The organism is Chitinophaga sp. W2I13 (assembly GCF_050434005.1).
In the GTDB taxonomy this organism is placed as follows: Bacteria; Bacteroidota; Bacteroidia; order Chitinophagales; family Chitinophagaceae; genus Chitinophaga.
Map to the genome: position 1 here is coordinate 2,564,887 of NZ_JBNPWD010000001.1, position 22,983 is coordinate 2,587,869.

Here is a 22,983-nt window from a genome sequence, read left to right on the forward strand (position 1 = left end):
ACACATATGAATGATGGCAGAGCATCTTACATAAATATTTACATACAAGTTAAAGAAATAGTTTTTCAATCAAAATAAAATCCTAATTTTGTATAAGGAAAAATGATTCAAACGAAGGGGACGAGATATTGTCCCCTTCGCGCTTTTTGTATGGCAAACGAACACGTGATAAAAACTATCCGGGAAATGGCAGAAGGACTGCTGGCGAATAATCCCGACAATTTTTTGGTAGACATCAGAATTAAGCCCACTAACAATATCAAGCTCTTTCTGGACGGGGATAAAGGGGTGCCGGTGGCTACGCTGGTGTCATTCAACCGTCAGTTATATCCTTTGCTGGAAGCGGCTGAACTGTTCCCAAATAACGATTTCTCCCTGGAAGTTTCGTCCGCAGGCCTGGATGAACCGCTCAAACTGCACAGACAATACCTTAAAAATATTGGACGCAAAGTGGAAGTTACCCTGCTGGATGGCTCTGTAAAAGAGGGCACCCTGCAAACGGTAACCGAAGATGCTATTAACATCGAGGAACTGATTGGCAAGAAAAAAGAAAAGAAGTCAACTGATTTAAAACTTAATGAAATAAAGCACATAAAGGTGTGCATCGTGTTTTAAAATATAACAACTAAACATGGCTAGTATTAACTTGATTGAGTCATTTACCGAGTTCAAGGAGGCGGAAAACATTGACCGTCCTACATTGATGAAGGTCCTGGAGGATGTGTTCAAAACGCTTCTGCGGAAAAAGTATGGCTCAGATGAGAATTTTGACGTGATTGTAAATACCGAAAAAGGTGACCTTGAAATATTACGCCGTCGAACCATCGTAACGGATGGGGAAGTAGAAGATGATAATGCACAGATCGCATATTCCGAAGCTATTAAGGTAGAACCGGATTATCAGGTCGGTGAGGATTTATATGAAGAGGTAGAGATCATGGATTTCGGCCGCAGGGCTATCCTGGCGGCAAAACAAACTTTATCTGCCCGTATCGGCGATCTGAAAAAAAACATCCTGGTAAAGAAATATGCCGACAAAGCAGGTGAAATTGTAAACGGCGAAGTATACCAGGTTTGGAAAAAAGAAGTTTTATTGCTTGATGATGAAGGGAATGAGTTAATTTTGCCTAAATCTGAACAAATCCCCACAGATTATTTCAAAAAAGGGGAGAACGTAAGAGCGGTGGTGAAGAAGGTAGAAATGAAAAACAATGCCCCACTCATCATTCTCTCCCGCACACATCCATCCTTCCTGGCTAAATTGCTGGAAATTGAGGTGCCTGAGATCTTTGACGGGCTTATAGTGATCAAGAAAATTGTTCGTGAACCGGGAGAAAGAGCCAAAGTGGCTGTTGAATCCTACGATGACCGTATAGATCCGGTAGGAGCCTGTGTGGGTATGAAAGGAAGCCGTATACATGGCATCGTGCGCGAATTGAGAAATGAAAATATAGATATCATTAACTTTACCACCAACATTCAATTGTTGATCCAGCGTTCTTTAACGCCCGCCAGGATCAGCCGCATGGAAGTGGATAACGAAAACAAATACGCTTCCGTTTACCTCAACCCTGACCAGGTATCACTGGCTATCGGTAAAAAAGGAGTAAACATTAAGCTGGCTTGTGAACTGACTGGTTTCGAGATTGATGTATTCCGTGATGAAGCGCAGGAACAGTCTGAATTTGATATCGATCTGGAAGAATTCTCGGATGAAATCGAAGAATGGATAATAGATGAGCTTAAACGAATAGGTTGTGACACTGCCCGCAGCGTATTGGAGCTGACCGTTGAAGAACTGGTTCGCCGTTCGGATCTGGAAGAAGAGACAGTGCAGGATGTAAGAAGAATATTACAGGAAGAGTTTGACAAAGAATAAAGCCGAGCCACAACCCTTCCCAGGTAAAGGCCTTATTAGAAAGGGAATTGATTTTTTCGAGTTATTGTTTAAACGTAAAAAAACATCCCGTTTTGAAGAAACGGGAAACAGGGGAGGCCCGAAATACGATATGCCTGAAACAACAAACAACACACCACGATTGCTGGCTGCAGCCAAAGAGTTTAATATTGGTAAGGAGACCCTCATCGATTTCCTTGGCAATAAAGGCTTTGATATGGACGGCTTTGGTTCTCCCAATGCCCGTCTTACGGCTGTTATGTACACAGCACTGCAGTCGGAGTTCCAGCAGGACAAGGCTAACAAGCGCAAAAGCGACCAGATAGCCCTGCCTAAAGGAAGCGTGTTAGAAACGATGAAGAAGAAAGAGAAGGAGGAAGCGGAAGCGGCGGCTAAAAAGAATACCACCAAAGAAAAAGAAGAGGCTGCTCCTGCTGCTAAACAGGAAGCAAAACCTGAACCTAAACCGGAACCAGTTAAGGAAACCCCTAAACCGGAACCGCAACCACAGGCGAATGTTGCCCAGGCAACTCCGCCTCCCGCAAAGGAAAAAGCTGAACCGAAGCCTGAACCACCCGTTGTTACAGCTCCCCCTGTTGCGGAAGTTCCCAAAGCACCGGCAACGCCTCCTCCGGCAGAACCAGACCCAGTGAAGAAAACGGATTCGCCGAAAATCAACGGCCCTAAAGTGATCACCACTATCGATCTGGACGCATTAAACCGCAATAAAAAACCAGTTGCTAAAAAAGCAGACCAGGAAGAAACTCCGGCTCCGCAACCAGAAGCAGTGAAACCACCGGTAAAAGAAGAAAAACCGGCTCCCGTTACACCCGCTCCCCCAGTTGCTGAAAAACCGGAACCTAAACCCGTTCCTGCCCCTCCCGTACAGGAAGCAACTACAGCACCAACTGAAAAACCAGTTGAGAAAGCTGATAAAGCTGAAAACGTGGAACAGGCCCCTAAAGCCGAAACCACTCCATCAGCAGAGAAAGTAGCGAAAACAGAAAAGACCGATACGACAGACAAAACGGAAAAAGCCGCACCGGTTGAAGATAAACCTGTAGTTAAAAAAGTGGAAGAAGTATTACAAGCCGCAAAACCGGCTGCAGTCAAAGAACCGGCGCACGTTCCTGTTAAACATGTCGTAAAAACGGAAAATCGCAAACCCTCTACTGCCGAAAACACCCCACCAACACCTCCCCCCGCTGCCCCACAGGCACAGGACGAGGCGGCTGGCTCTGCGGTGATCGAAAACATCCAGGCCGAAAAACTGACCGGCCCTAAAGTGATCGGCAAAATTGAGCTGCCAGTTCAGTCTGACAGACGCGATAATAATAAGAACAGCAACTTTAGCCGGGATGAGAAACGCAAACGCAAGCGTATCATCGTGGAAAAGAAACCTGAACCCGTTCAGCCTAAAGACTTTAAAGAAGGTGACCGCAAAGAAGGCGGCGCCCCAGGCGAACACCGCCCGCATCAGCATGGTGGACAAGGCGGGAATCGCCCGCACCACGATAACCGCGGAGGTGGCCATCAGGGCCAGGGCGGCGGAAATCGTCCGCAAGGCGATAACCGTACCCATAACCGTCCAGGTGGTACCAACACAGGTACCGGCGGCGGAGGTAACTACAACAGGCCTGCCGGACAAGGCCAGGGTCAGGGCGGAGGCTATAACAGGCCCGCCGGACAAGGCGGTCCAGGCGGCGGAGGTAACAGACCAGCCGGACAAGGTGGCGGTTACAACCGTCCAGGCAGCGGACCAGGTGGTGGCGGCAACAGACCCGGACAAGGCGGTGGCTATAACAGGCCAGGCCAGGGTGGCGGCTACAACAGACCAGGTCAGCACCGCGGCGAGGATAAACGTACTACCGAAGAAAAAGAAATCGATAAGAACGAGATCCAGAATAAGATCAAGGAAACAATGGCCAAGCTCGGTGGCGGCGGTCGCGGTAAAAACGTGAAAGCTAAACACCGTAGAGAAAAACGTGAGGAAAGAGCCAACCAGAAAATTAACCAGGGCGACGGAGACAACAAACTCCAGGTAACAGAATTCGTTTCTGTATCCGAACTGGCTAACCTGATGGATGTAAGCTTCGCGGAAGTAATCTCTAAATGTATGGGCCTCGGTATCATGGTATCTATCAACCAACGCCTCGATGCGGAAGTAATAGAACTGGTGGCCGGCGAATTCGGATACGAAGTTGAATTCATTGGTCTGGAAGATGCAGAAGAAACCGATGATGAAGATGAAGTAGATGATCCTGCAGATCTGGTTCCACGTGCACCGATCGTAACCATCATGGGTCACGTCGATCACGGTAAAACCTCCCTGCTCGATTACATCCGTAGTGCAAACGTGGTAGCCGGTGAAGCCGGTGGTATCACCCAACACATCGGTGCGTACCAGGTAACAACTGCCAGCGGCAAAAAGATCACCTTCCTCGATACCCCAGGTCACGAAGCGTTTACCGCGATGCGTGCCCGTGGCGCCAAAGCAGCGGATATCGCTGTAATCGTGATCGCTGCTGATGATGCTATCATGCCGCAAACAAAAGAAGCCATCTCCCACTCACAGGCAGCCGGACTACCAATGGTGTTCGCTATCAATAAAGTGGATAAAGAAGGCTCCAACCCTGAGAAAATCAAGGAACAACTGGCCGGCATGAACCTCCTGGTAGAAGACTGGGGCGGTAAATACCAGAGCCAGGAAATATCTGCCAAAAGCGGGTTAAATATTGATGTGCTCCTCGAAAAAATATTACTGGAAGCGGAACTGCTGGAATTGAAAGCCAATCCCGACCGCGAAGCCTCCGGAAGTATCGTGGAAGCTACCCTGGATAAAGGTCGCGGTTACGTTGCCTCCCTCCTGGTACAAAATGGTACCCTCCGTCAGGGCGATACCATCGTATCCGGCTCCTTCTTCGGAAAAATCAAAGCCATGTTCAACGAACGCGGCCAGAAAATGGAAGAAGCAGGACCATCCATGCCAGTACAGGTACTCGGCCTGAATGGTGCACCACAGGCAGGTGAGAAGTTCAAGATGTACTCCGAAGAATCTGAAGCCAAAGAAGTGGCTAACCGCAGAGCACAAATCGTTCGCGAACAAGGTATCCGTACCAAGAAACATATCACCCTGGATGAAATCGGCCGCCGTTTGGCACTGGGTAACTTTAAACAGCTGAACCTCATCATCAAAGCCGACTTTGATGGTTCCGTAGAAGCGTTGAGTGACTCCCTGCAGAAACTGTCTACCGAAGAAATCGTGATCAGCATCGTTCATAAAGCAGTAGGTCAGATTACAGAATCCGACGTATTGCTGGCAACCGCTTCTGACGCCATCATCCTCGGATTCCAGGTACGACCTTCCTCCCAGGCTGCCAAGCTCGCGGAGAAAGAGAATATCGAAATCCGTAACTACTCCATCATCTATGACGCGATCGATGAAATCAAGAGCGCCATGGAAGGTATGCTGGAACCAAAAATCGAGAAGAAAGTGGTGTGCAACGTTCAGGTGCGCGAAACTTACAAATTCGAGAAGGTTACCGTGGCAGGTTGCTTCGTTATCGATGGCAAGCTGACAAGAAACACCCGTATCAACGTGGTGCGCGACGGTATCGTGGTTCACACCGGCGAACTCGGCTCCCTGAAACGTTATAAAGATGACGTGAAAGAAGTAGCTGCCAACATGGAGTGTGGTTTGAGTGTCCGCGGATACAGCGATCTGAGACCTAACGATAACATCGAAGGGTTTGAAGAAGTAGAAGTGAAGAGAACTTTATAAGAAGCCTGTAGCCAAAAACTACCCGCTTTAAAATAACATACAGCGAAGAAAAGAACGATCCGTAGTGTAAAACCTATCATCGTTATTTTCTTCGCTGTTTTTTTGGCTAAGATGCTTATGGCTAAAAGGCGGCAGCTTATCTAAACTTTTGTTAAATCCATCGACATTCCCTATGCTACTGACTTTTAAATGGTTATTTTTGGTTTTTACCGCTTTTGTATGAAGAAACTTTTAGCATTATCCGCAGGCGCTTTGCTGCTATGGCAGGCTTCTACGGCCCAGAAACTGGTGGCAGACAAGATTATCGGCGTTGTAGGGGATAAAATTATCCTCAAATCCGATATGGACGGAGCACTCAGCGATCAGCAACACAACTCACCCGATGGCAATCTGGCGCCTGATGCTGCTTGCAAAACACTGGAAATGCTGATTTCCCAGAAAGTAATGGTGTTACAGGCGGAAAGAGACAGTTTACCGGTAAGTGACGGCGACGTGGAAGCCCAGATGGAAAACCGTATCCGCTACTTCGAATCCATGTACGGCAGTAAGGAGAAAATGAAAGAAGTTACCGGCTACTCCATTTACCAGCTTCGCGAACGCTTCCGTCAGCCTATCAAAGAAGGTTTGCTGGCCCAGGCAATGCGTAACAAAATCATTGAACCGGTAAAAGTAACGCCCTCAGAAGTAAAACGCTTCTTTGACGCTATCCCTAAAGATAGCCTCCATTTTTACGAGTCAGAACTGGAAATAGGTACCCTCGTGCTGCAGCCCAAAGCTACCCGCGAAATGGACCAATACGCCATTGACCGCCTCCTCGATTTCAAAAAACGCGTTCAGAATAAAGAATCAGATTTCGGCTCCCTCGCTATCCTGTACTCCGAAGATCCGGGCGTAAAGGATAACAAAGGTGTGTATACCCTGAACCGTAATGATAAAAATACCTGGGATCCCGACTTCCTGGCATCTGCCTTCCGTTTGAAAGAAGGGGAAATTTCTTCCCCGGTGAAGTCGCAACACGGATACCACCTGATCATGATGCTGAAACGCTCCGGCGATAACGTTACTGTACAACACATCCTCGTAAGAGCCGCCGTAACCAAATCCGACCTGGCCAGCAACACTGCCAAACTGGATTCCATCCGTAAAAGCATCGTAGCAGGCAAAATCACTTTCTCAGAAGCCGTAGCCAAATACAGCGACGCACCAAGCGCCAAATTTGATGGCGGTATGATGCAGTCCAAAACCGGCGACGGAAGCACCCTGATCACCATTGATCAGCTGGATGATCCAACCGAAAGGGATATCGTAATGATGCTCGATACCCTGAAAGCCGGTCAGATTTCCGCCCCCGTACAGTATACAGACGAAAACGGCCGTGCAGCAGTACGGATCGTATACCTGAAAACACGTACCCAGCCACACCGGGAGAACCTTACAGATGATTATTCCCGCATCCAGCAAAGAACACTGGATATCAAACGCGCGGAAGCCATCAACAAATGGCTCATCGAAAAGATCCCGACCTTCTACGTTCACGTAGATGATCAATACAAAGACTGTAACCATATCAGCCAGTGGATGGCTGCCCTGGCCAAGCAATAACAATACTATTTATACAAAGCGGAGATAGGAGCGGAAGCTCTTATCTCCGCTTTTTTATGCCCTGATACTGAATAGGCAAAGGCTGATAGCTTTACAATCGCTTTCTGGTTTTCTCCTTTTTTGGCGTACCTTTGCGACTTCAATTTTCTGCCATGAGTGATGCGATCAAACATGAATGCGGTCTGGCATTTATAAGATTAAGAAAGCCGTTTTCCTACTACCAACAAAAATATGGGAGCGTTTTCTATGGGCTGAACAAACTGTATCTGCTCATGGAAAAACAACACAACAGAGGCCAGGATGGCGCTGGTTTGGCCACCGTGAAACTGAATACCGAACCAGGTGTCCCCTTCATGCACCGTATCCGCAGTGCTGCTCCACAAGCCATCGGAGATATTTTCGCGAAAGTACGTGATGAGATACAGGAGATAGAAAAATATCAGCCGGAAATCACCAAATACCCCGGCCTGATGAAAGGCCATGTTCGTTTTCTCGGTGAACTCATGATGGGACATATCCGTTATGCCACCCAGGGTAAAAACAACGTGGAACTCTGCCATCCCTTCGTACGCTACAATACCATTCCTGCCCGCAACCTCGCCATGGCCGGTAACTTTAACCTGATTAACACGGACGAGCTGTTCGAGTTTTCCAAGGCACAACCCGGCGAAGTACACAAAAACAGTGACCTTGCCGCCATGCTCGAAGTTGTACACCATTTCCTCGCTAAAGAGGACAATGAAGGCAGCAACGACCTGGATATCAAAAAGATCCTGCAACAGGCATTTTCCATGTTTGATGGTGGTTACCATACCTGCGGCCTGATCGGCTCCGGCGATGCTTTCGTGATCCGCGATGCACATGGTATCCGTCCTTCTTACTACTATATTAATGAAGATGTGATTGTAGCCGCCTCCGAAAGGGCCGCTATCCGCACTACTTTCAATGTAGGCGAAAATGAAGTACTGGAACTCATGCCGGGTAATGCGCTGATCGTTAAAAACAACGGCGACTACTCCATCGAACAAATTCTAGAACCCAAAGAACGTAAGGCCTGCAGCTTTGAAAGGATTTACTTCTCCCGTGGTAACGACGAAAAAATATACAAGGAACGCACTGATCTTGGCCGCCACCTGTCCGGCACCGTATTAAAGGCGATCGACAATGACCTCCGCAATACCATCTTCTCTTTTATACCAAATACTGCTGAAGTAGCCTTCTATGGCCTGTTAAAAGGACTGGAAGAATATCTCAACAAAATAAAGGTTGAACGCATCCTTTCCTGGGGTAATGATTTTGATGAGGAAAAGCTCACCGAAATGGTGAACCGCCGTATCCGCATTGATAAAATAGCCACCAAGGACGTAAAAATGCGTACGTTCATCACCGAAGACTCCAGCCGTAATGAAATGGTACAACACGTGTACGATATCACCTACGGTAAGGTAAGACCCGGTATTGACTCGCTGGTGGTGATCGATGATTCAATTGTACGTGGTACCACCCTGAAAGAAAGTATCGTTAAAATGCTGGACCGCTTAGGACCCAAAAAGATCATCATCGTATCTTCTGCCCCGCAGATCCGCTACCCCGATTGCTATGGTATTGATATGAGCAAGATGGGCGATTTCGTAGCCTTCCAGGCCGCTATTGCCCTCCTGAAAGATCATGGCAAGGAACATATCCTGAACGAAGCCTACGGCCTCTGCAAGGAACTGCAACGCACCAATACCCTTCATGCACAAAACGTAGTGAAGAATATCTATAAGCCGTTTACCCCTGAACAGATCTCTGCCAAGATCGCAGAAATCCTCAACCCAGGCGGTATTAAAGCAGAAATAGAAGTCATTTATCAATCTATCGAAAGCCTCCATCTGGCTTGTCCGAACAACCTGGGCGACTGGTACTTTACCGGTAATTACCCTACTCCGGGCGGCAACCGTGTGGTGAATAAAGCATTCATGAACTATATGGAAGGCAAAAACGAAAGAGGATATTAATCGTATAAATAATCAGAGATCTGGTTATTTGGTTATCAGAAGAAATTCTTCTTTTGAGCTGAATAATCAGATCTCTGATTTTTTAAATGACTATTTGTTTTCATGTTAATTTTATCTTAAATAACCCCCTTCCTCCTGACTGTATAAGTCTAACAAGTTAACTTCCTGTAAAATCTGTATTTTCGTAATAGTTAATTATAGGTTTTCAGCCCATGAAAACATTACTACTTATTCGTCATGCTAAATCCAGCTGGACCGATCCGGATATGGATGACTTTGACCGGCCCCTCAATAAACGGGGAAAAGCGAACGCGCCCGAAATGGCACAACGCCTTATTACCCGCGGCATGGTGCCGGAATTAATTATTTCCAGCCCGGCCAAAAGAGCCAGAACTACCGCTAAAATAATGGCGAATGAGTGGAGTTATCCCAAACAGGCGATCCTGCTGGAAGAAGAACTGTATCTCTGCTACGCTGCCACCTTTCTGAAGGTAATCACCAAAATTGATGACGACTTCGGCGCCGTGGCCATCTTTGCCCATAACCCAGGCATCACCGATTTTGCCAATTACCTCACCGAAGAAATCAGGATAGATAATGTACCCACTACCGGTATCTTTGGTATCCAGGCAGACACCGATAGTTGGAAAGATTTTGACCTGGCAAAGAAAAAGTTCCTCTTCTTCGAGTATCCCCGTAAAGATTAGTCTTTCACAATTTTATTGTAAGAAGCGGTAATTCCCTTGATCAGGGAAGAACTGAAGCCCTGGTGTTCCATTTCGTTAAGACCGGCAATAGTGCAGCCTTTCGGGGTAGTTACCTTATCGATTTCCTCTTCCGGATGGCGGTTTTCACGGATCAGCAGCTCTGCAGCCCCTTTTACCGTTTGAGCGGCAATTAAACTGGCCGTGCGCACATCAAATCCAATTTCAATACCCCCCTGGATATTTGCCCGGATATAGCGCAGCGCAAAGGCAATACCACAGGCGCCCAGTACTGTAGCTGCATCCATCAGTTTCTCATCGATCGTTACGGTAGCTCCGAGCTGATCGAACATGGTTTTTACATACCGGATCTGCTCTTCGGTGGCGTGTTTATGAGAAATACAGGTAATAGACTCCTGTATGGCGATGGCTGTATTAGGCATGGCCCGTACCACCGGCATGCCGGGTACCACATGCTCCAGGTCGTCGATGCTTACGCCGGTAACCACGCTGATCAGTATATGTTTTGCCGGGTTAAAGGACCCTTTGAACTCCTGCAATACTTCCCGCACATTGTACGGTTTTAAAGCTACCACAATAATTTCCGCTTCGCGGATGGCAATATCATTGTCCGTTTCTATCCGCACACCTGCATCACGCAGATCCGTAAGGGTACTGGTGTTACGCTTGGTAACAATGATATCGCCGGCCTTTGAAAACCCGCTCTTCAACAATCCCTGGGCGATGGCCGATCCCAGATTTCCTCCACCTATAATGGCTATTTTTTTGGCTGACATAAAAAATGAAGATTACATTATAAATCGTAAGAAAGGTATAACAAATGCTGCATCCATGCAAACGGCAACGATTCATTAACTTGCGGATATGCAGGCATTACATACAGCAACTGCGTTTTACGCCAGAATAAAAGAAGCCCACAATATTCCTGATACGGAAGATAAAACCCGTCACTATAAACAGATACTGGAAATCCTTTTCCGGGAGCTGACCCGTAAAGAAACCCGCTCTTTCGGAAACCTGTTTGCACGCATGCAGTTTTATTTCGACCGGCAATCCGTGCCACCGGATATCCATCAGCAGCTGACGGCGCTCCGCATACTAACTAATAAGGCTACACGGGGAATGTTTCCCCTGCAGGACGCCGAACACCTCCTGTGCATCAAAGCCCTTACGGAATCTGTGGCCTGGTGCTACCAAATAGCACCGCCTGCAGAACTCACCGCACTATACGCCTCCGCAGGCTCACATAAACTGTCGCTTGCATGGCAACACCGCCCCGGCAGCCTGGCATTGCTGAAATGTATGGTTACCACAGTAGGCACGCTCACCACCACCACGCTCGGAAAATATACCCTGCTGCTGGATGTAAAAAATGACGAGCAGGGAGCTTTCCAGCTGCTGCTGGAACATATGGATCCCGAAGCGGTAATATCCCTGCATGGACTGCTGCGCCCTTACGACACCATTCACGTACTCCACTGCCGCCAGGGAGCCAACGGACATGAATACACCACCACCAGTGAAAGCCAGGTAGTACTGGAGCCGGATCTGCTGATAGATATCAGCGACCTGGCAGAATGCTTCACCCATAAAGGACCCAACCGGTTATTATATCTTGTTAAAAAACTCACTCCCCAGCAATCCAGCCCGGCGGCATTTAAGGGAAACCTGGTAAATGCCCTCCTGGATGAAATGCTCCGCAACAGGGACATAGATTTCAAAAGTTCATTTGTGGAAGCCGTAGCAGAAAACGTGCTGCAGGCGGCCGCCTACGGCCGGGAAAAGATCAACGACATGTTTCGCGATATCCGGCAGCAACACTGGGGTAACCTGCATAATACCGTAAAAGAACTGCAGGATAAACCGGTGAAGATAGAACCCACCTTTTTGTCCGCCCAGTACGGTTTGCAGGGTCGACTGGATCTCATGGCGGAAGATGATACCGATGAATACCGGAAGGAAATTTTTGAGCTGAAAAGCGGGAAATGCCCCGACTTCAATACCTGGAAAAATCACGAAATGCAGGTAGTGGGATATAACCTCCTGCTACGCTCTGCTTTTGGCCGTCAACGAAAGGGAGGATCGGCCATCCTGTATTCTGCCGCCACCACTAACCCGTTGCGGAACGTGAGCAGTACACATCATACCGAAAATGATTTACTACTGCTGCGTAATGAAGTAGTAGGTATGCTCCTGCGGCTCGCGGGCGGCGAGTTTGAAATACTGTCCTCTATCACTACCGCAGCTGCCCTGGGCCTGCCTTCTTTCAGTGCTGCGCATTTCACCACTTTTGAACAGGCCTGGCAAACGGCGCCTCCTGTGGCAAAGGCCTATTATCACGAGTTCCTCGCCTTTATGCTGCGGGAATACCTGCAGGCGAAGTGCGGCATGTTTTCAGAAATTAACCGGGAGGAAGATGCAGACGGCTTTGCAGCGCTATGGCTGCAACCCGAAAAAGATAAGCTATCCCGCTTCAATATTATACCAGGGCTTCGCTTCCGGGAGTTTGATACCGTTAACAGCTCCGTGTTATTTGATATAGTCGTTCCCGTTAGCCATAATTTCCGCAAGGGGGATACCGCTATTATTTATCCGCGTACCAGCACTGAACTACAGCCGTTGCAGCAACAGTTGCTGAAGGGCAGGATAGAGGATCTTGGGAAAAACCAGTTGAGCTTTTCCCTGAATAACCGGCAGATGACGCTCGACTTTTTCCGGCAATTTGATGAGTGGATCATAGAGCATGATATTTATGAATCCAACTACTGGATAGCAACGGCGTCACTTTTTCATGTGATTTCCCCGCTTTACCGTGAGCGTACCAATATGCTGTTGGGGCTTACTACACCCCGCTGGTATCCTTTACAGCACACTACGCCGGCCATGTTTAATCCTAACCAGGAACAGTTGGTAAAGCATGCCCTGGAGGCACAGGATTATTACCTGTTACAGGGCCCGCCGGGCACCGGTAAAACATCTTCCATGCTTACTACTATAGTGGGGGAGATGGTAAAACAGGATCACCATGTGATCATTGTTGCGTTTACCAACAAGGCGGTGGAAGAAATATGTCATAAGCTGACGGCTAAAAATATTACGCATCTCCGTATGGGCGGGCGTAACTCCTCCGCTTCACTCACGCTCCGGCAATATTGCCTGGAAGGCTCCCTGGATGAGGCGCGGAATTATATTACCAGTCACCGTGTGTTTGTAGCCACAGTGGCTACTATGGCCACCCGGCTGGAGCAGCTTACAATGATGGGGATTCCTACCGATACTTTAGTTGTGGATGAAGCTTCCCAGTTAACCGAGCCACAGCTACTGGGGTTGCTGATGCCATTTCGTAAATTTATCCTGATAGGAGACCAGAACCAGTTGCCGCCGGTGGTGGCGCAGGAAGCGCATTTCTGCCAGGTGAAAGCGCCCTGTTTACAGGAACTGGGTATCGGGGATTTGCGGACCTCTATTTTCGAGCGGCTCATACAACGCTGTAAAACCAGCCAGTGGCGGCATGCCTGGGGCATGTTGAATACCCACTTCCGGATGCATGACAGTATTGCGGCATTGGTAAATCATTACTATGCAGGTCAGTTATCTTCCGGAAGAGAGGAGCAAAAAGCCGGTTTCGATTTGTATGGCGGTCACGAGAATTTAGGCTGGGAGCGGGTTTTATCTTTAGGAAGAAAAGTATTTATTGGCAGCCCGTATGAGCCGAGTTCCAAGATGAACAGGACGGAGGCGGCGTGGGTAGTGTCGCTGCTGCATCACCTGAAGAACCGTTATGGTGCGGGTTTCAGTAAAGATACCGTGGGGGTGGTAACGCCATGGCGAACGCAGATCAGCTTGATCCGGGAGTTGATTGCGGATGATGAAGCGTTGCAGGACATTAATATTGATACCGTGGAGCGGTTCCAGGGTTCTGAAAACGATATTATCATTGTGTCGCTGGCGGTATATCATGCGGCGCAGGTGCAAACCTTGCAGTGCCTGGGGCAGTTTAACTGGGAAGAAGAGGAGATAGAGGTAGACCGGAAGTTGCTGGTAACGTTGTCGCGTGCACGAAAACAGGTGATATTGCTGGGATACGAGCCAGTGTTGCAGGATAGCGCTCATTACCGTAAGGTATTGGGGGAGATGAGCAGAGGCGTACTCTAACGGCAGGTACTATACGTTGCGGCTCCAAGTAACAATGGCCATACGGTTAGTATGGCCATCGTCAGACAACATCATATATGATCAGTCCTGGTAAACCAGGCTTTAATCCAGTGTAACGTGCCCCCAGTTTTCGCCGCTTTTAATGCGGTAGAGCTGCATTTCACTGATATCGAACTGTTCAGCGATTTGCTTCATTGTTTTCTTGCCGGGTTTATTCAGCAGGCGTTTGATGCTCTTTACTTTGGTAACATTCAGTTTGAGTCCTTTCACGCGGTTGCGTTGCTTTTCTTTGTAGGCGAGCTTGGCGGGACTTTTTTGCTGATGTTCTTCCATTTCCTCCTTGGTGGCCCATTGGAGGTTGGAGGCTTTATTATTTTTTTTATCGTAGTCCAGGTGTATCACATATTTATGTGCCCGTCCTCCTTTTTTGCTGAAAAGTTTGGCCACTTCCCTGTGGAGGTACAGTGACTGGTAGCTATCTGCGGGCTTTACGTTTAATACCGTATAGCCTTCTACGGTAGACCCCGTGAGCAGCTTACCATCTTCGGTACTTTCATGATAACTGATCACTCTCCCCATGTTTGAAACGGCGTATTTTTTACGCAGGGCAGATTTGTTTTTAATCTGTAAGTCTTTCCAGACTTCATTTTTCAGATTTTTAATTGTGGTCATGTGAAAGTATTTTTTATTTTTTTTATATCCTGGGGTTTATCCGTTTATCCGTAAACGTTACAACCGGCCATTTCATTATCAGCCGGCAGAAAATCGTGTGCAGCTAATTGGGGAGCGGCCCGCTCGAATATATGGTCCTTGTATTGTAACACAACCGCGTCTAGTACTTCCTCAATCTCAGCTAATGTATTGTAAGTTACTAATTGTTGTCTGAATTCCTTGATATGCGGCAAACCTTTGAGGTAATTTGTATAATGCCTGCGCATTTCCAGTATGCCTACTACTTCACCTTTCCAGGAAACTGACTGGTGAAGGTGTTTTTTGCAAACTTCTACTCTTTCCAAAACAGTTGGCAGGGGTAAATGTTCGCCTGTCTTCATAAAATGCTTGATCTCCCTGAAAATCCATGGATAGCCGATTGCGGCTCTCCCGATCATAACGCCATCCACGCCATATTTCTGCCTGGCGGCGATTGCCTGTTCCGGCGTACATATATCACCGTTACCAAAGATAGGAATTTGTATGCGGGGATTGTTTTTTACTTTTCCGATGAGGGTCCAGTCAGCGCTGCCTTTATACATCTGTGTACGGGTGCGGCCATGAATAGTAAGGGCTTTGATGCCTACGTCCTGGAGCCTTTCCGCTACATCTTCAATATTTTTGGTGTCGTCGTCCCAACCCAGGCGGGTTTTAATGGTTACCGGCAACCTGGTTGCCTTTACAACGGCAGCCGTAAGTTTTACCATTTTAGGAATATCTTTTAGGATGCCCGCACCGGCGCCTTTACAGGCTACCTTTTTTACCGGGCAGCCGAAGTTAATATCCAGCAGATCGGGATTAGTGGCTTCCACAATTTGTGCGGCCAGCGACAGGGATTCTTCATCTCCGCCGAAAATCTGGATTCCTACCGGACGTTCATAGTCGAAAATGTCCAGTTTTTTGCGGCTTTTGATGGCATCACGTATCAGTCCTTCCGAAGAAATGAACTCCGTATACATGAGATCGGCCCCATTATCCTTGCACACCGCACGAAAAGGCGGATCGCTCACATCTTCCATGGGCGCCAGTAATAAAGGGAATTCTCCCAATTCAATATTTCCTATCTTCACCATAATTTATATAACCACAGCAGCTTTTGCCGGAGTTATTATTTTAATATTTTATATACTATTTCTTTTACAAGCAGGATTTCTTTGCAGTAACGGCTATCGTTCAGCAGTTGCGGTAAGCGGTAAGCATCTGCAAAAACTTAATTTCGCGCTGTAAATTTACGCAAAAAAATACAGTATCTTCTTATGTCCGGTTATCTGAAGCAGTCTCCCGTTTCATTGCAGTTTGTCTCTTTCCTGGGCTTTTCCTTTGGGTTCTTTGCCCTGTACCTTTATGCGCTTCAGGCAATTACGCCAGGTGTTACCGGTCAAACGCTGGAAGCGCTTCAAACCGGCACGCTTACCGACCCTAACTCGATCGGCTATCTGAAAATAACACAATTCCTTTATACCGTGGTCGCCTTCTTTGTGCCGGCGGCAATTTTTGCCTACCTCTGGCAGCCTTATCCGATGAAATACCTGGGGCTTAAAACGCCCACCGGCTTACAGGTTATACTGGCGCTGCTGGCTATGTACGGCAGTTTACCATTGGCCAGCCTGCTGGGTGAGTGGAACGAAACCTGGCCTATTTCCCAATCGGCCCGCGACCTCCAGGATATGGCGGAAAAGCTGCTGGGCATTATGCTGAAGATGCCTACCCTGAAAGATCTTTTCATTAATATGATACTGGTAGCCATTGTACCGGCTATTGCGGAAGAACTGTTTTTCCGCGGCGTTTTACAGCGGCTCATTATTAAAGCTACCGGAAAGGTATGGCTGAGTGTATTTATCACGGCTATCTTATTCAGCGCCATCCATGGCGAAATGCTGGGGTTTCTGCCCCGCGTGTTAATGGGTTTTGCGCTGGGAGCTATCTACGTGATCAGTGGTAACCTGTGGTTAAGCATCTTTGCCCATATCCTGAACAACGGGCTGCAGGTAACGCTGCTGTACCTGTTCCAGCATGGCATGATAAAAGACGATCCAATGAAAAACACACCCGTGGAATGGTATTATATCGCTTTAAGCGTTCCCGTAACCATTGGACTGTTTTGGGCGTTAAGTAAAAAATCCACCCCCATGCTGATGACAGATCCCGTGGATAAAAAAGAAGGGGAAGAGGTGGATGAAATTGGAACAGACGAAAATTTTTAATCTTAATAAAAGATACTAAAACAATCATTATGGAAAAGGACTGGGTTAAAGTTTTTTCGAGCGACAGGCCATTTGAAGCCGAAATTGTAAAGGGTATGTTACTGGACAACGATATTGAGGCGGTTTTACTCAACCGTCAGTCGTCTTCCTACAATATCACGCTGCCGGGACAGGTGGAACTGTATGTACATGAATCAAAGGAACAATTAGCCAGGGATCTTGTACACAATCACAACAATCTGCCTACCGGCGATCCTAATGAGATAGATGGGGAAGAATAAGTGACAGCTCCCGTGGAATGGCGCCCTCCGGGCAGTTCCAGAACGGGATTTGCTCCGTAGGCTATTTTTATCCACTTTTGCGGGTAGAACTTAATCAACAGATACAACCATAATGAAGACATTTTTCACCCGCACTGCCTCTGCGCTTGTGTTTGTGGCAGTAATGCTGGGAGGGATCCTATGGGCCGACTACACCTTTTTCCTGCTTTTCTTTCTGATAGGCTGTTTTGCCCTGCAGGAGTACTTCAGGCTGCTGCGTGGGATCGATGCAGACTATGCCGGCGTTTCGCCCTGGCATAAATGGGGCGCTACCATCGCGGGAGCCGCCATCCTGCTTACTTTTACCGGAGATAATTTTCAAATAGGCGGCATGCCCACCGGGCTGATTGGCTGGTGGACAGCCGTTATTTTCCTGCTGGTAATGCCTTTGGGAGAAGTATTGATGAGTAAAGATTTTTCTTTAAAGAATATCGGGTATTCGGCTATCGGGCTATTGTATGTGATTATTCCGTTTGGGTTGCTGATCCATATCCGGATGAATGCCATCAACATTCACTATACACCCGAAAACGTAGGCACCGCTCCCGGCTGGCTCATTCCTTTGCTGCTGATCATATTCATCTGGATAAATGATACTATGGCTTATATAGTTGGGTCGCTGATTGGGCGTACCCCTTTTGCCCCGGCTATTTCTCCAAAAAAGACGATTGAAGGGACGGTAGGGGGGATGATCCTCGCGGTAGCTACTGCCGGCATTTATGGCCATTTCTGGGGCTACCAGTACCTGGCCTTACAACACTGGATAGCGCTGGCGCTCATCGCCGCCATATTTGGCACCATTGGCGACCTGATTGAATCGAAACTCAAAAGGATGGCCGGCGTGAAGGATTCCGGCCGGATCATGCCCGGCCATGGCGGCTTTATGGACCGGTTCGATTCGCTGCTGCTGGCGGCACCCTTCGCCTGGATCTATGTTCAGTTTTTTATGATGTAATACGTTAACAAAATATTCGTATTCTAAAAAAATTGAATTAAAGTAACTTTGCACCCAGATTAAACACATAAATCAAACATCTAATAAAAAAACAATGAAGATCCATCGTGAAGGATTTGCTACTATTTCCCTTGTATTCCTGGTACTGGCGTTAATAAACGGAGCAGTATTTTATTGGTTCGGTAACGCGCCGGCACTATGCTGGACGGTATCCATTATCTCCCTTGCGTTCTTCCTGTTCATCGTTTCATTCTTCCGTATTCCCTCCCGTCAATATACAACAGGTGATTCGCTGGTTGTTTCTCCCTGCGATGGTAAAGTAGTGGTCATTGAAGAAGTATATGAGCCGGAATATTTCAAGGATAAGCGTTTGCAGGTGTCTATTTTTATGAGTCCTGCCAATGTGCATGTAAACCGGAACCCAATCAGGGGTACGGTAAAATTATCGCAATACCACGCCGGCAAATACCTGGTGGCCTGGCATCCAAAGTCTTCAACTGAAAACGAAAGGCATTCCGTAGTAATCGGTAACGGTAAAACGGATATCCTGGTAAGACAAATTGCCGGTGCGCTCGCCCGCAGAATTGTGAACTACCTGAAACCAGGCATGGAAGTAAATCAGAATGAGGAAATGGGCTTTATTAAGTTTGGCTCCCGTGTAGACCTTTACCTGCCTATCGGTACAGAAGTAGCGGTACAGCTGGAACAGGTAGTGCAGGGTGGCATTACGGTTATTGCTAAAATCTAGGTATCTTTAGTAGCTAAACGGCATTATTATGATAAAGAAAGCTTTTACCGGCCTGGCTGCCTTACTGCTGATAGCAGGCGTAGCGCTGGCACAGGAGAAAACCAAAACAGCCGCTAAATCTAAAAAGGATTGTTCGGCTGCCTCGTGTAAAACTACCGCAAAAGGTAAAAGCTGTTGTCAGCAGCCGTCTAAAACCGCCAGCCTGAGAATGGCTGCCGCTACCAAAACAAAAGCGAAAGCACAATAAAGAAAGAAGGAGATGTGGTTATCACATCTCCTTCTTTCTTACAGAATATTTCTCAGCTCCCCAAGGTGCCCGATCACATAGGTAGGTTGAAAATCAACCGGTGGTTTAGCCGGATTAAAATATACCTGGTCCATTCCCGCACCATGGGCACCCTTGATGTCCAGCTCCATGGCATCTCCGATCATAATACTCTCTGTAGCGCTGGTATTGGCTTTCCCGATGGCATAATCAAAAATTTCCCGGTAAGGCTTTAAGCTGCCCGCCACTTCCGATGTAACGATGTGCGTGAAATAGTGGTCGATCCCGGCATTCTTCATTTTCAGCAACTGTGTTTCCTCGAAACCGTTGGTGATCATATGCATAGGGTATTCCTTTGCTGCCAGGTATTCCAGCGTTTCCTTTGCTTCCGGGAATAATGCTTTTTTATATGGCAGTATTTCCAGGAATTCTTCGCTGATTTTCTGGGTCAGTTTTTCATCTCCTATTTTAAAGTCGATCAATGTAAGGCGGAAGCGCTTGTCGCGTAATTCCCGGCGGGTAATGAACCCTTTACGGAAGCGATCCCACACGCGCTCGTTATGATCCACATAAGAAACGGAAAACGCCTCAAAAGATGGTATTCCCCTGCTCTCTAAACCATGCCTGTTATAAAGCTCCAGCAAGGTTTCCTGTTCATTTGTTTCAAAGTCCCAGAGGGTATGGTCCAGGTCAAAGAAAAGATGTTTGTATTTCATGACGGCGCAAAGGTACAAAATACCTCAGAGATGGGTGGAAGGCGCCGGTGTATTCAAAGTAAATTCCTTATTTTACTGCATCAATGAAAGAAACTATGAATGCAGTAATTACGGGCGCCAGCAAGGGGATTGGAAAGGCTATAGCGGAAAAACTGGCGCTGGAAGGATTTAATGTGGCTATTTGTGCAAGACATGCCGACACGCTGGCTTTGGCCAAAGCGGATATTCAGCGGAAAAACCCGGCAGTAACGGTGCTGGCGGAGGTGGTGGATATGGGAGATAAAGCACAGGTACTGGCTTTTGCAGATAAAATAAATGCGGCATTTCCGCAGGTGGATATCCTGGTGAACAATGCCGGTATTTTTGTACCTGGCGCCCTTCACCAGGAAGAAGAAGGGTTACTCGAAAAGATGATGGCGGTAAATGTATACAGTGCTTATCATCTTACCAGGGCATTATTACCCGCCATGATCACCCGGCGTAAAGGATATATTTTTAACATGTGTTCCACTGCCAGCTACCGCGCATACCCCAATGGCGGCGCTTACAGCATTACCAAATATGCCCTGCTTGGCTTCACCAAAAACCTGAGGGAGGAGCTAAAGGCACACTACATCGGGGTTTCGGCAGTAAGTCCGGGCCCTACCTTAACCGCTTCCTGGGAAGGCTTTGACGCCCCTCCCGACAGAATGATGCCCCCCGAAGATATAGCCAGCGTAATATGGGCCGCATGGACAATGGCCAAACAAACCGTTGTGGAGGAAATTGTACTGAGACCTATGTTGGGAGATATTTAAACATCTTATTATATTGGCTTTTTAGTGGATGGTAATCGTTCTTTCTCCGGATAACTAAATAAGAACATATTAAAAGGTTTTAACTAACTTTTAACGGGGCCTTACAGCGCTTCCGGCGCGGCTTTGGTTAAATTTGTTGACATAATTATGATGTACAGATTTTGCATAAGGAAGTGTATTTACGCCATTTTGATTTGTATAGGACTGGTAGCTTGTGCCCACGCCCAGGATTTCCGCTTTACTACCACTGTGAGCAATAATGCCGTGACGCAGGATGAACCATTCCAGATCCAGTTTATGCTGGAAAACGGCGTAAACGTCTCCAGCTTTACACCACCCAGTTTCAAGGATTTTGAAGTATTACAGGGCCCCTCTCAAATGCAGGGTCAATCTATTTTCAATGGAAAACGGTCTGAATACATTGCACTAAGCTACCTGCTGCAACCAAAGCATGTGGGCAGTTTTACCATCGCCGGCGCCCAGGCCCGTGTAAACGGGAATATCGTAAAATCAAACCCGGTTTTAATTGAAGTCAGAAAGGGCAATGCGCAACAACAGCAGCAGGCCGCACCTCCTTCTGCCGGCTACCCGCCGCATCGCGGCTCCCCCGGTGGTAACGAAGATATCCAGGAAGGTATTTTGAAGAAAGGAGAAGACATCAATGAAAAGCTGAAGAAAAATATTTTCCTGAAAGTAGAAGTAGATAAAACCAATTTATACGAAGGAGAACAACTAACGGCCACGTATAAACTTTTTACACGCCTTCCAACCAATTCCAGTGTAACTAAAGTCCCGGCATTCAAAGGATTTTCTGCCAAGGATATTGAGCTGCCTAACCCGCCACAGGCTACCGAGGAAAGGGTTAACGGCATTCCGTATAAAGTGTTTACCATCCGCAAAACATTGCTTTTCCCACTACAGTCGGGCACCCTGGAACTGGACCCTGTAGAAGTGGACAACCAGGTGCGCCTTGTAAAAATGGTGAGCAAAAAAGGTGGCAGCAGGGGCAGGGATCCCTTTGAAGATTTTTTCAACGATCCCGCATTCAGAGATCCTTTCTTTGATGATTTCTTTAATCGCCCGGAAGTGGAATACCAGGATGTTCCCTACAAAATCCAAAGCAATCCGATAAAGATCAATGTTAAACCGGTTCCGGTCGACGGGCGCCCACTCAGCTACAACGGCGCTGTGGGTAACTTTAACATGACAGCGGTAGTGGATAAGAAGAAGCTTACCACAGATGACGCCCTCACGCTGAAAGTAACCGTTAGCGGGCAAGGAAACGTAAACCTCCTGAACTCTCCAAAGGTGGAAACGCCTACCGGCTTTGAAAAATATGATCCAAAAGTAACAGACGACATTGAAAAGAACAGCAACCCGCTTTCCGGCAGCCGTACTTTTGAATATGTGCTGATGCCGCAGGAAGCCGGCGATCATACCATACCGGCAGTAGAATTCTCTTACTTTGACCCGGCCGCCAACAGCTATAAAACATTGCGTTCCCAACCTTTCGATATCCATATCGAACAGGGCAAACATATTAAGCAGGATAAACAGGATTATGGCGCCGGTAAAAATGAACTGGTGAAAAATGACACCGGTATCCTCGACTGGACAAAAAATCACAGCTGGTTTATTCTCAGCCCATGGTTCTATATCCTGTTGTTATTGCCGCTGCTGATAGCTGCAGGTATTATTTTCTACAAACGCCGCAAAGACTACAACACCACCAACGCCGCAGTGCTGAAACACCGCTACGCCAATAAGGTAGCCCTGAAACGATTGGAACTGGCTGCGCGTTATCTGAAAGAAGGCAAGGACAAGGCATTTTATGAAGAAACTTCCCGCGCCGTTTGGGGTTATCTCAGTTCCAAACTGAAAATACCAATGGCCGATCTGAGTAAACAACTGATACAGGATAAGCTGAACGCCCGTCATATCAACGGCAGCAATACGCACGACCTGTTTAACCTGATCGATAATTGCGAAGTGGCTTTATATGCACCCGGACAGGATAACCGTAAAATGCAGGGTACATATGAACAGGCGGTGAGCATTATCACCAACCTGGAAGATGCGTTGAAGAACTAACTACTTAACGAAAGGC

18 protein-coding genes are annotated in these 22,983 nt (G+C 47.4%); 14 read left to right on the plus strand and 4 right to left on the minus strand.

All coding sequences use genetic code 11. The features are described from left to right. The first annotated feature begins 150 nt into the window (after nt 1-150). The 6 genes from rimP to QFZ48_RS10445 all read left to right on the plus strand — a co-directional run bounded on the left by rimP (nt 151) and on the right by QFZ48_RS10445 (nt 9,987). A complete protein-coding gene (gene rimP, locus QFZ48_RS10420) occupies nt 151-615 on the plus strand; it encodes a ribosome maturation factor RimP (protein ID WP_370908957.1) in 465 nt (154 codons plus the stop codon). Between the two features lie 16 nt (nt 616-631). Then, nucleotides 632-1,879, plus strand: a complete 1,248-nt coding sequence (nusA, locus tag QFZ48_RS10425; RefSeq protein ID WP_079471571.1) for a transcription termination factor NusA — start codon at nt 632-634, stop codon at nt 1,877-1,879. Beyond that, nucleotides 1,866-5,678 carry a translation initiation factor IF-2 gene (gene infB / locus QFZ48_RS10430; protein WP_429043333.1) on the plus strand — a complete coding sequence of 1,271 codons (3,813 nt, stop codon included), beginning with the start codon at nt 1,866-1,868 and terminating at the stop codon, nt 5,676-5,678. The genes nusA and infB overlap by 14 nt, the downstream gene beginning before the upstream one ends. A 219-nt stretch (nt 5,679-5,897) precedes the next feature. After that, nucleotides 5,898-7,280: a peptidylprolyl isomerase gene (locus QFZ48_RS10435; RefSeq protein ID WP_370908955.1), complete on the plus strand. Its 1,383-nt coding sequence runs from the start codon at nt 5,898-5,900 to the stop codon at nt 7,278-7,280. 272 nt (nt 7,281-7,552) lie between these two features. Next, complete coding sequence (locus QFZ48_RS10440; RefSeq protein WP_429043331.1) at nt 7,553-9,280, plus strand: amidophosphoribosyltransferase; 1,728 nt, start codon at nt 7,553-7,555, stop codon at nt 9,278-9,280. A gap of 212 nt (nt 9,281-9,492) precedes the next feature. Next, a complete protein-coding gene (locus tag QFZ48_RS10445; RefSeq protein WP_370908953.1) occupies nt 9,493-9,987 on the plus strand; it encodes a SixA phosphatase family protein in 495 nt (164 codons plus the stop codon). On the opposite strand, the gene proC is transcribed toward QFZ48_RS10445, so the two are convergent. Beyond that, nucleotides 9,984-10,781 carry a pyrroline-5-carboxylate reductase gene (proC, locus tag QFZ48_RS10450; protein WP_429043329.1) on the minus strand — a complete coding sequence of 266 codons (798 nt, stop codon included), beginning with the start codon at nt 10,779-10,781 and terminating at the stop codon, nt 9,984-9,986. The genes QFZ48_RS10445 and proC overlap by 4 nt on opposite strands. Before the next feature lie 88 nt (nt 10,782-10,869). Here proC and QFZ48_RS10455 point away from each other — a divergent pair, with 88 nt between their 5' ends. Continuing rightward, a complete protein-coding gene (locus QFZ48_RS10455; RefSeq protein WP_429062199.1) occupies nt 10,870-14,160 on the plus strand; it encodes an AAA domain-containing protein in 3,291 nt (1,096 codons plus the stop codon). A 102-nt stretch (nt 14,161-14,262) separates the two neighbouring features. On the opposite strand, the gene QFZ48_RS10460 is transcribed toward QFZ48_RS10455, so the two are convergent. Together QFZ48_RS10460 and dusB are read right to left on the minus strand one after the other, a co-directional pair. Next, the gene (locus QFZ48_RS10460) at nt 14,263-14,832 is read right to left on the minus strand and encodes an NUMOD4 domain-containing protein (protein WP_079471790.1); all 570 of its coding nucleotides are present in this window, start codon (nt 14,830-14,832) and stop codon (nt 14,263-14,265) included. 44 nt (nt 14,833-14,876) lie between these two features. Next, a complete protein-coding gene (dusB, locus tag QFZ48_RS10465) occupies nt 14,877-15,944 on the minus strand; it encodes a tRNA dihydrouridine synthase DusB (RefSeq protein WP_370908950.1) in 1,068 nt (355 codons plus the stop codon). Between the two features lie 183 nt (nt 15,945-16,127). On the opposite strand from dusB, the gene QFZ48_RS10470 reads away from it, so the two are divergent. The 5 genes from QFZ48_RS10470 to QFZ48_RS10490 all read left to right on the plus strand — a co-directional run bounded on the left by QFZ48_RS10470 (nt 16,128) and on the right by QFZ48_RS10490 (nt 19,345). Next, complete coding sequence (locus QFZ48_RS10470; protein ID WP_429062201.1) at nt 16,128-17,075, plus strand: CPBP family intramembrane glutamic endopeptidase; 948 nt, start codon at nt 16,128-16,130, stop codon at nt 17,073-17,075. 29 nt (nt 17,076-17,104) lie between these two features. After that, on the plus strand, nt 17,105-17,356 hold the full coding sequence (locus tag QFZ48_RS10475) for a DUF2007 domain-containing protein (RefSeq protein WP_429043322.1): 252 nt from the start codon (nt 17,105-17,107) through the stop codon (nt 17,354-17,356). Nucleotides 17,357-17,468: 112 nt separating this feature from the next. Then, on the plus strand, nt 17,469-18,350 hold the full coding sequence (locus tag QFZ48_RS10480; RefSeq protein ID WP_429062203.1) for a phosphatidate cytidylyltransferase: 882 nt from the start codon (nt 17,469-17,471) through the stop codon (nt 18,348-18,350). 94 nt (nt 18,351-18,444) lie between these two features. Further along, nucleotides 18,445-19,098 (plus strand): phosphatidylserine decarboxylase family protein, encoded by a 654-nt coding sequence (locus QFZ48_RS10485; protein ID WP_370908946.1) that lies wholly within the window; start codon nt 18,445-18,447, stop codon nt 19,096-19,098. Nucleotides 19,099-19,126: 28 nt separating this feature from the next. Next, the gene (locus QFZ48_RS10490) at nt 19,127-19,345 is read left to right on the plus strand and encodes a hypothetical protein (protein WP_429043311.1); all 219 of its coding nucleotides are present in this window, start codon (nt 19,127-19,129) and stop codon (nt 19,343-19,345) included. Between the two features lie 38 nt (nt 19,346-19,383). Here QFZ48_RS10490 and QFZ48_RS10495 read toward each other — a convergent pair whose 3' ends face one another. Further along, the gene (locus tag QFZ48_RS10495) at nt 19,384-20,079 is read right to left on the minus strand and encodes a YjjG family noncanonical pyrimidine nucleotidase (RefSeq protein WP_429062204.1); all 696 of its coding nucleotides are present in this window, start codon (nt 20,077-20,079) and stop codon (nt 19,384-19,386) included. A gap of 95 nt (nt 20,080-20,174) precedes the next feature. On the opposite strand from QFZ48_RS10495, the gene QFZ48_RS10500 reads away from it, so the two are divergent. Then, nucleotides 20,175-20,876, plus strand: coding sequence for an SDR family oxidoreductase (locus QFZ48_RS10500; RefSeq protein WP_429043307.1), 702 nt, complete (start codon nt 20,175-20,177; stop codon nt 20,874-20,876). 147 nt (nt 20,877-21,023) lie between these two features. Continuing rightward, nucleotides 21,024-22,967, plus strand: coding sequence for a BatD family protein (locus QFZ48_RS10505; RefSeq protein ID WP_429062206.1), 1,944 nt, complete (start codon nt 21,024-21,026; stop codon nt 22,965-22,967). Nucleotides 22,968-22,983: the final 16 nt, after the last annotated feature.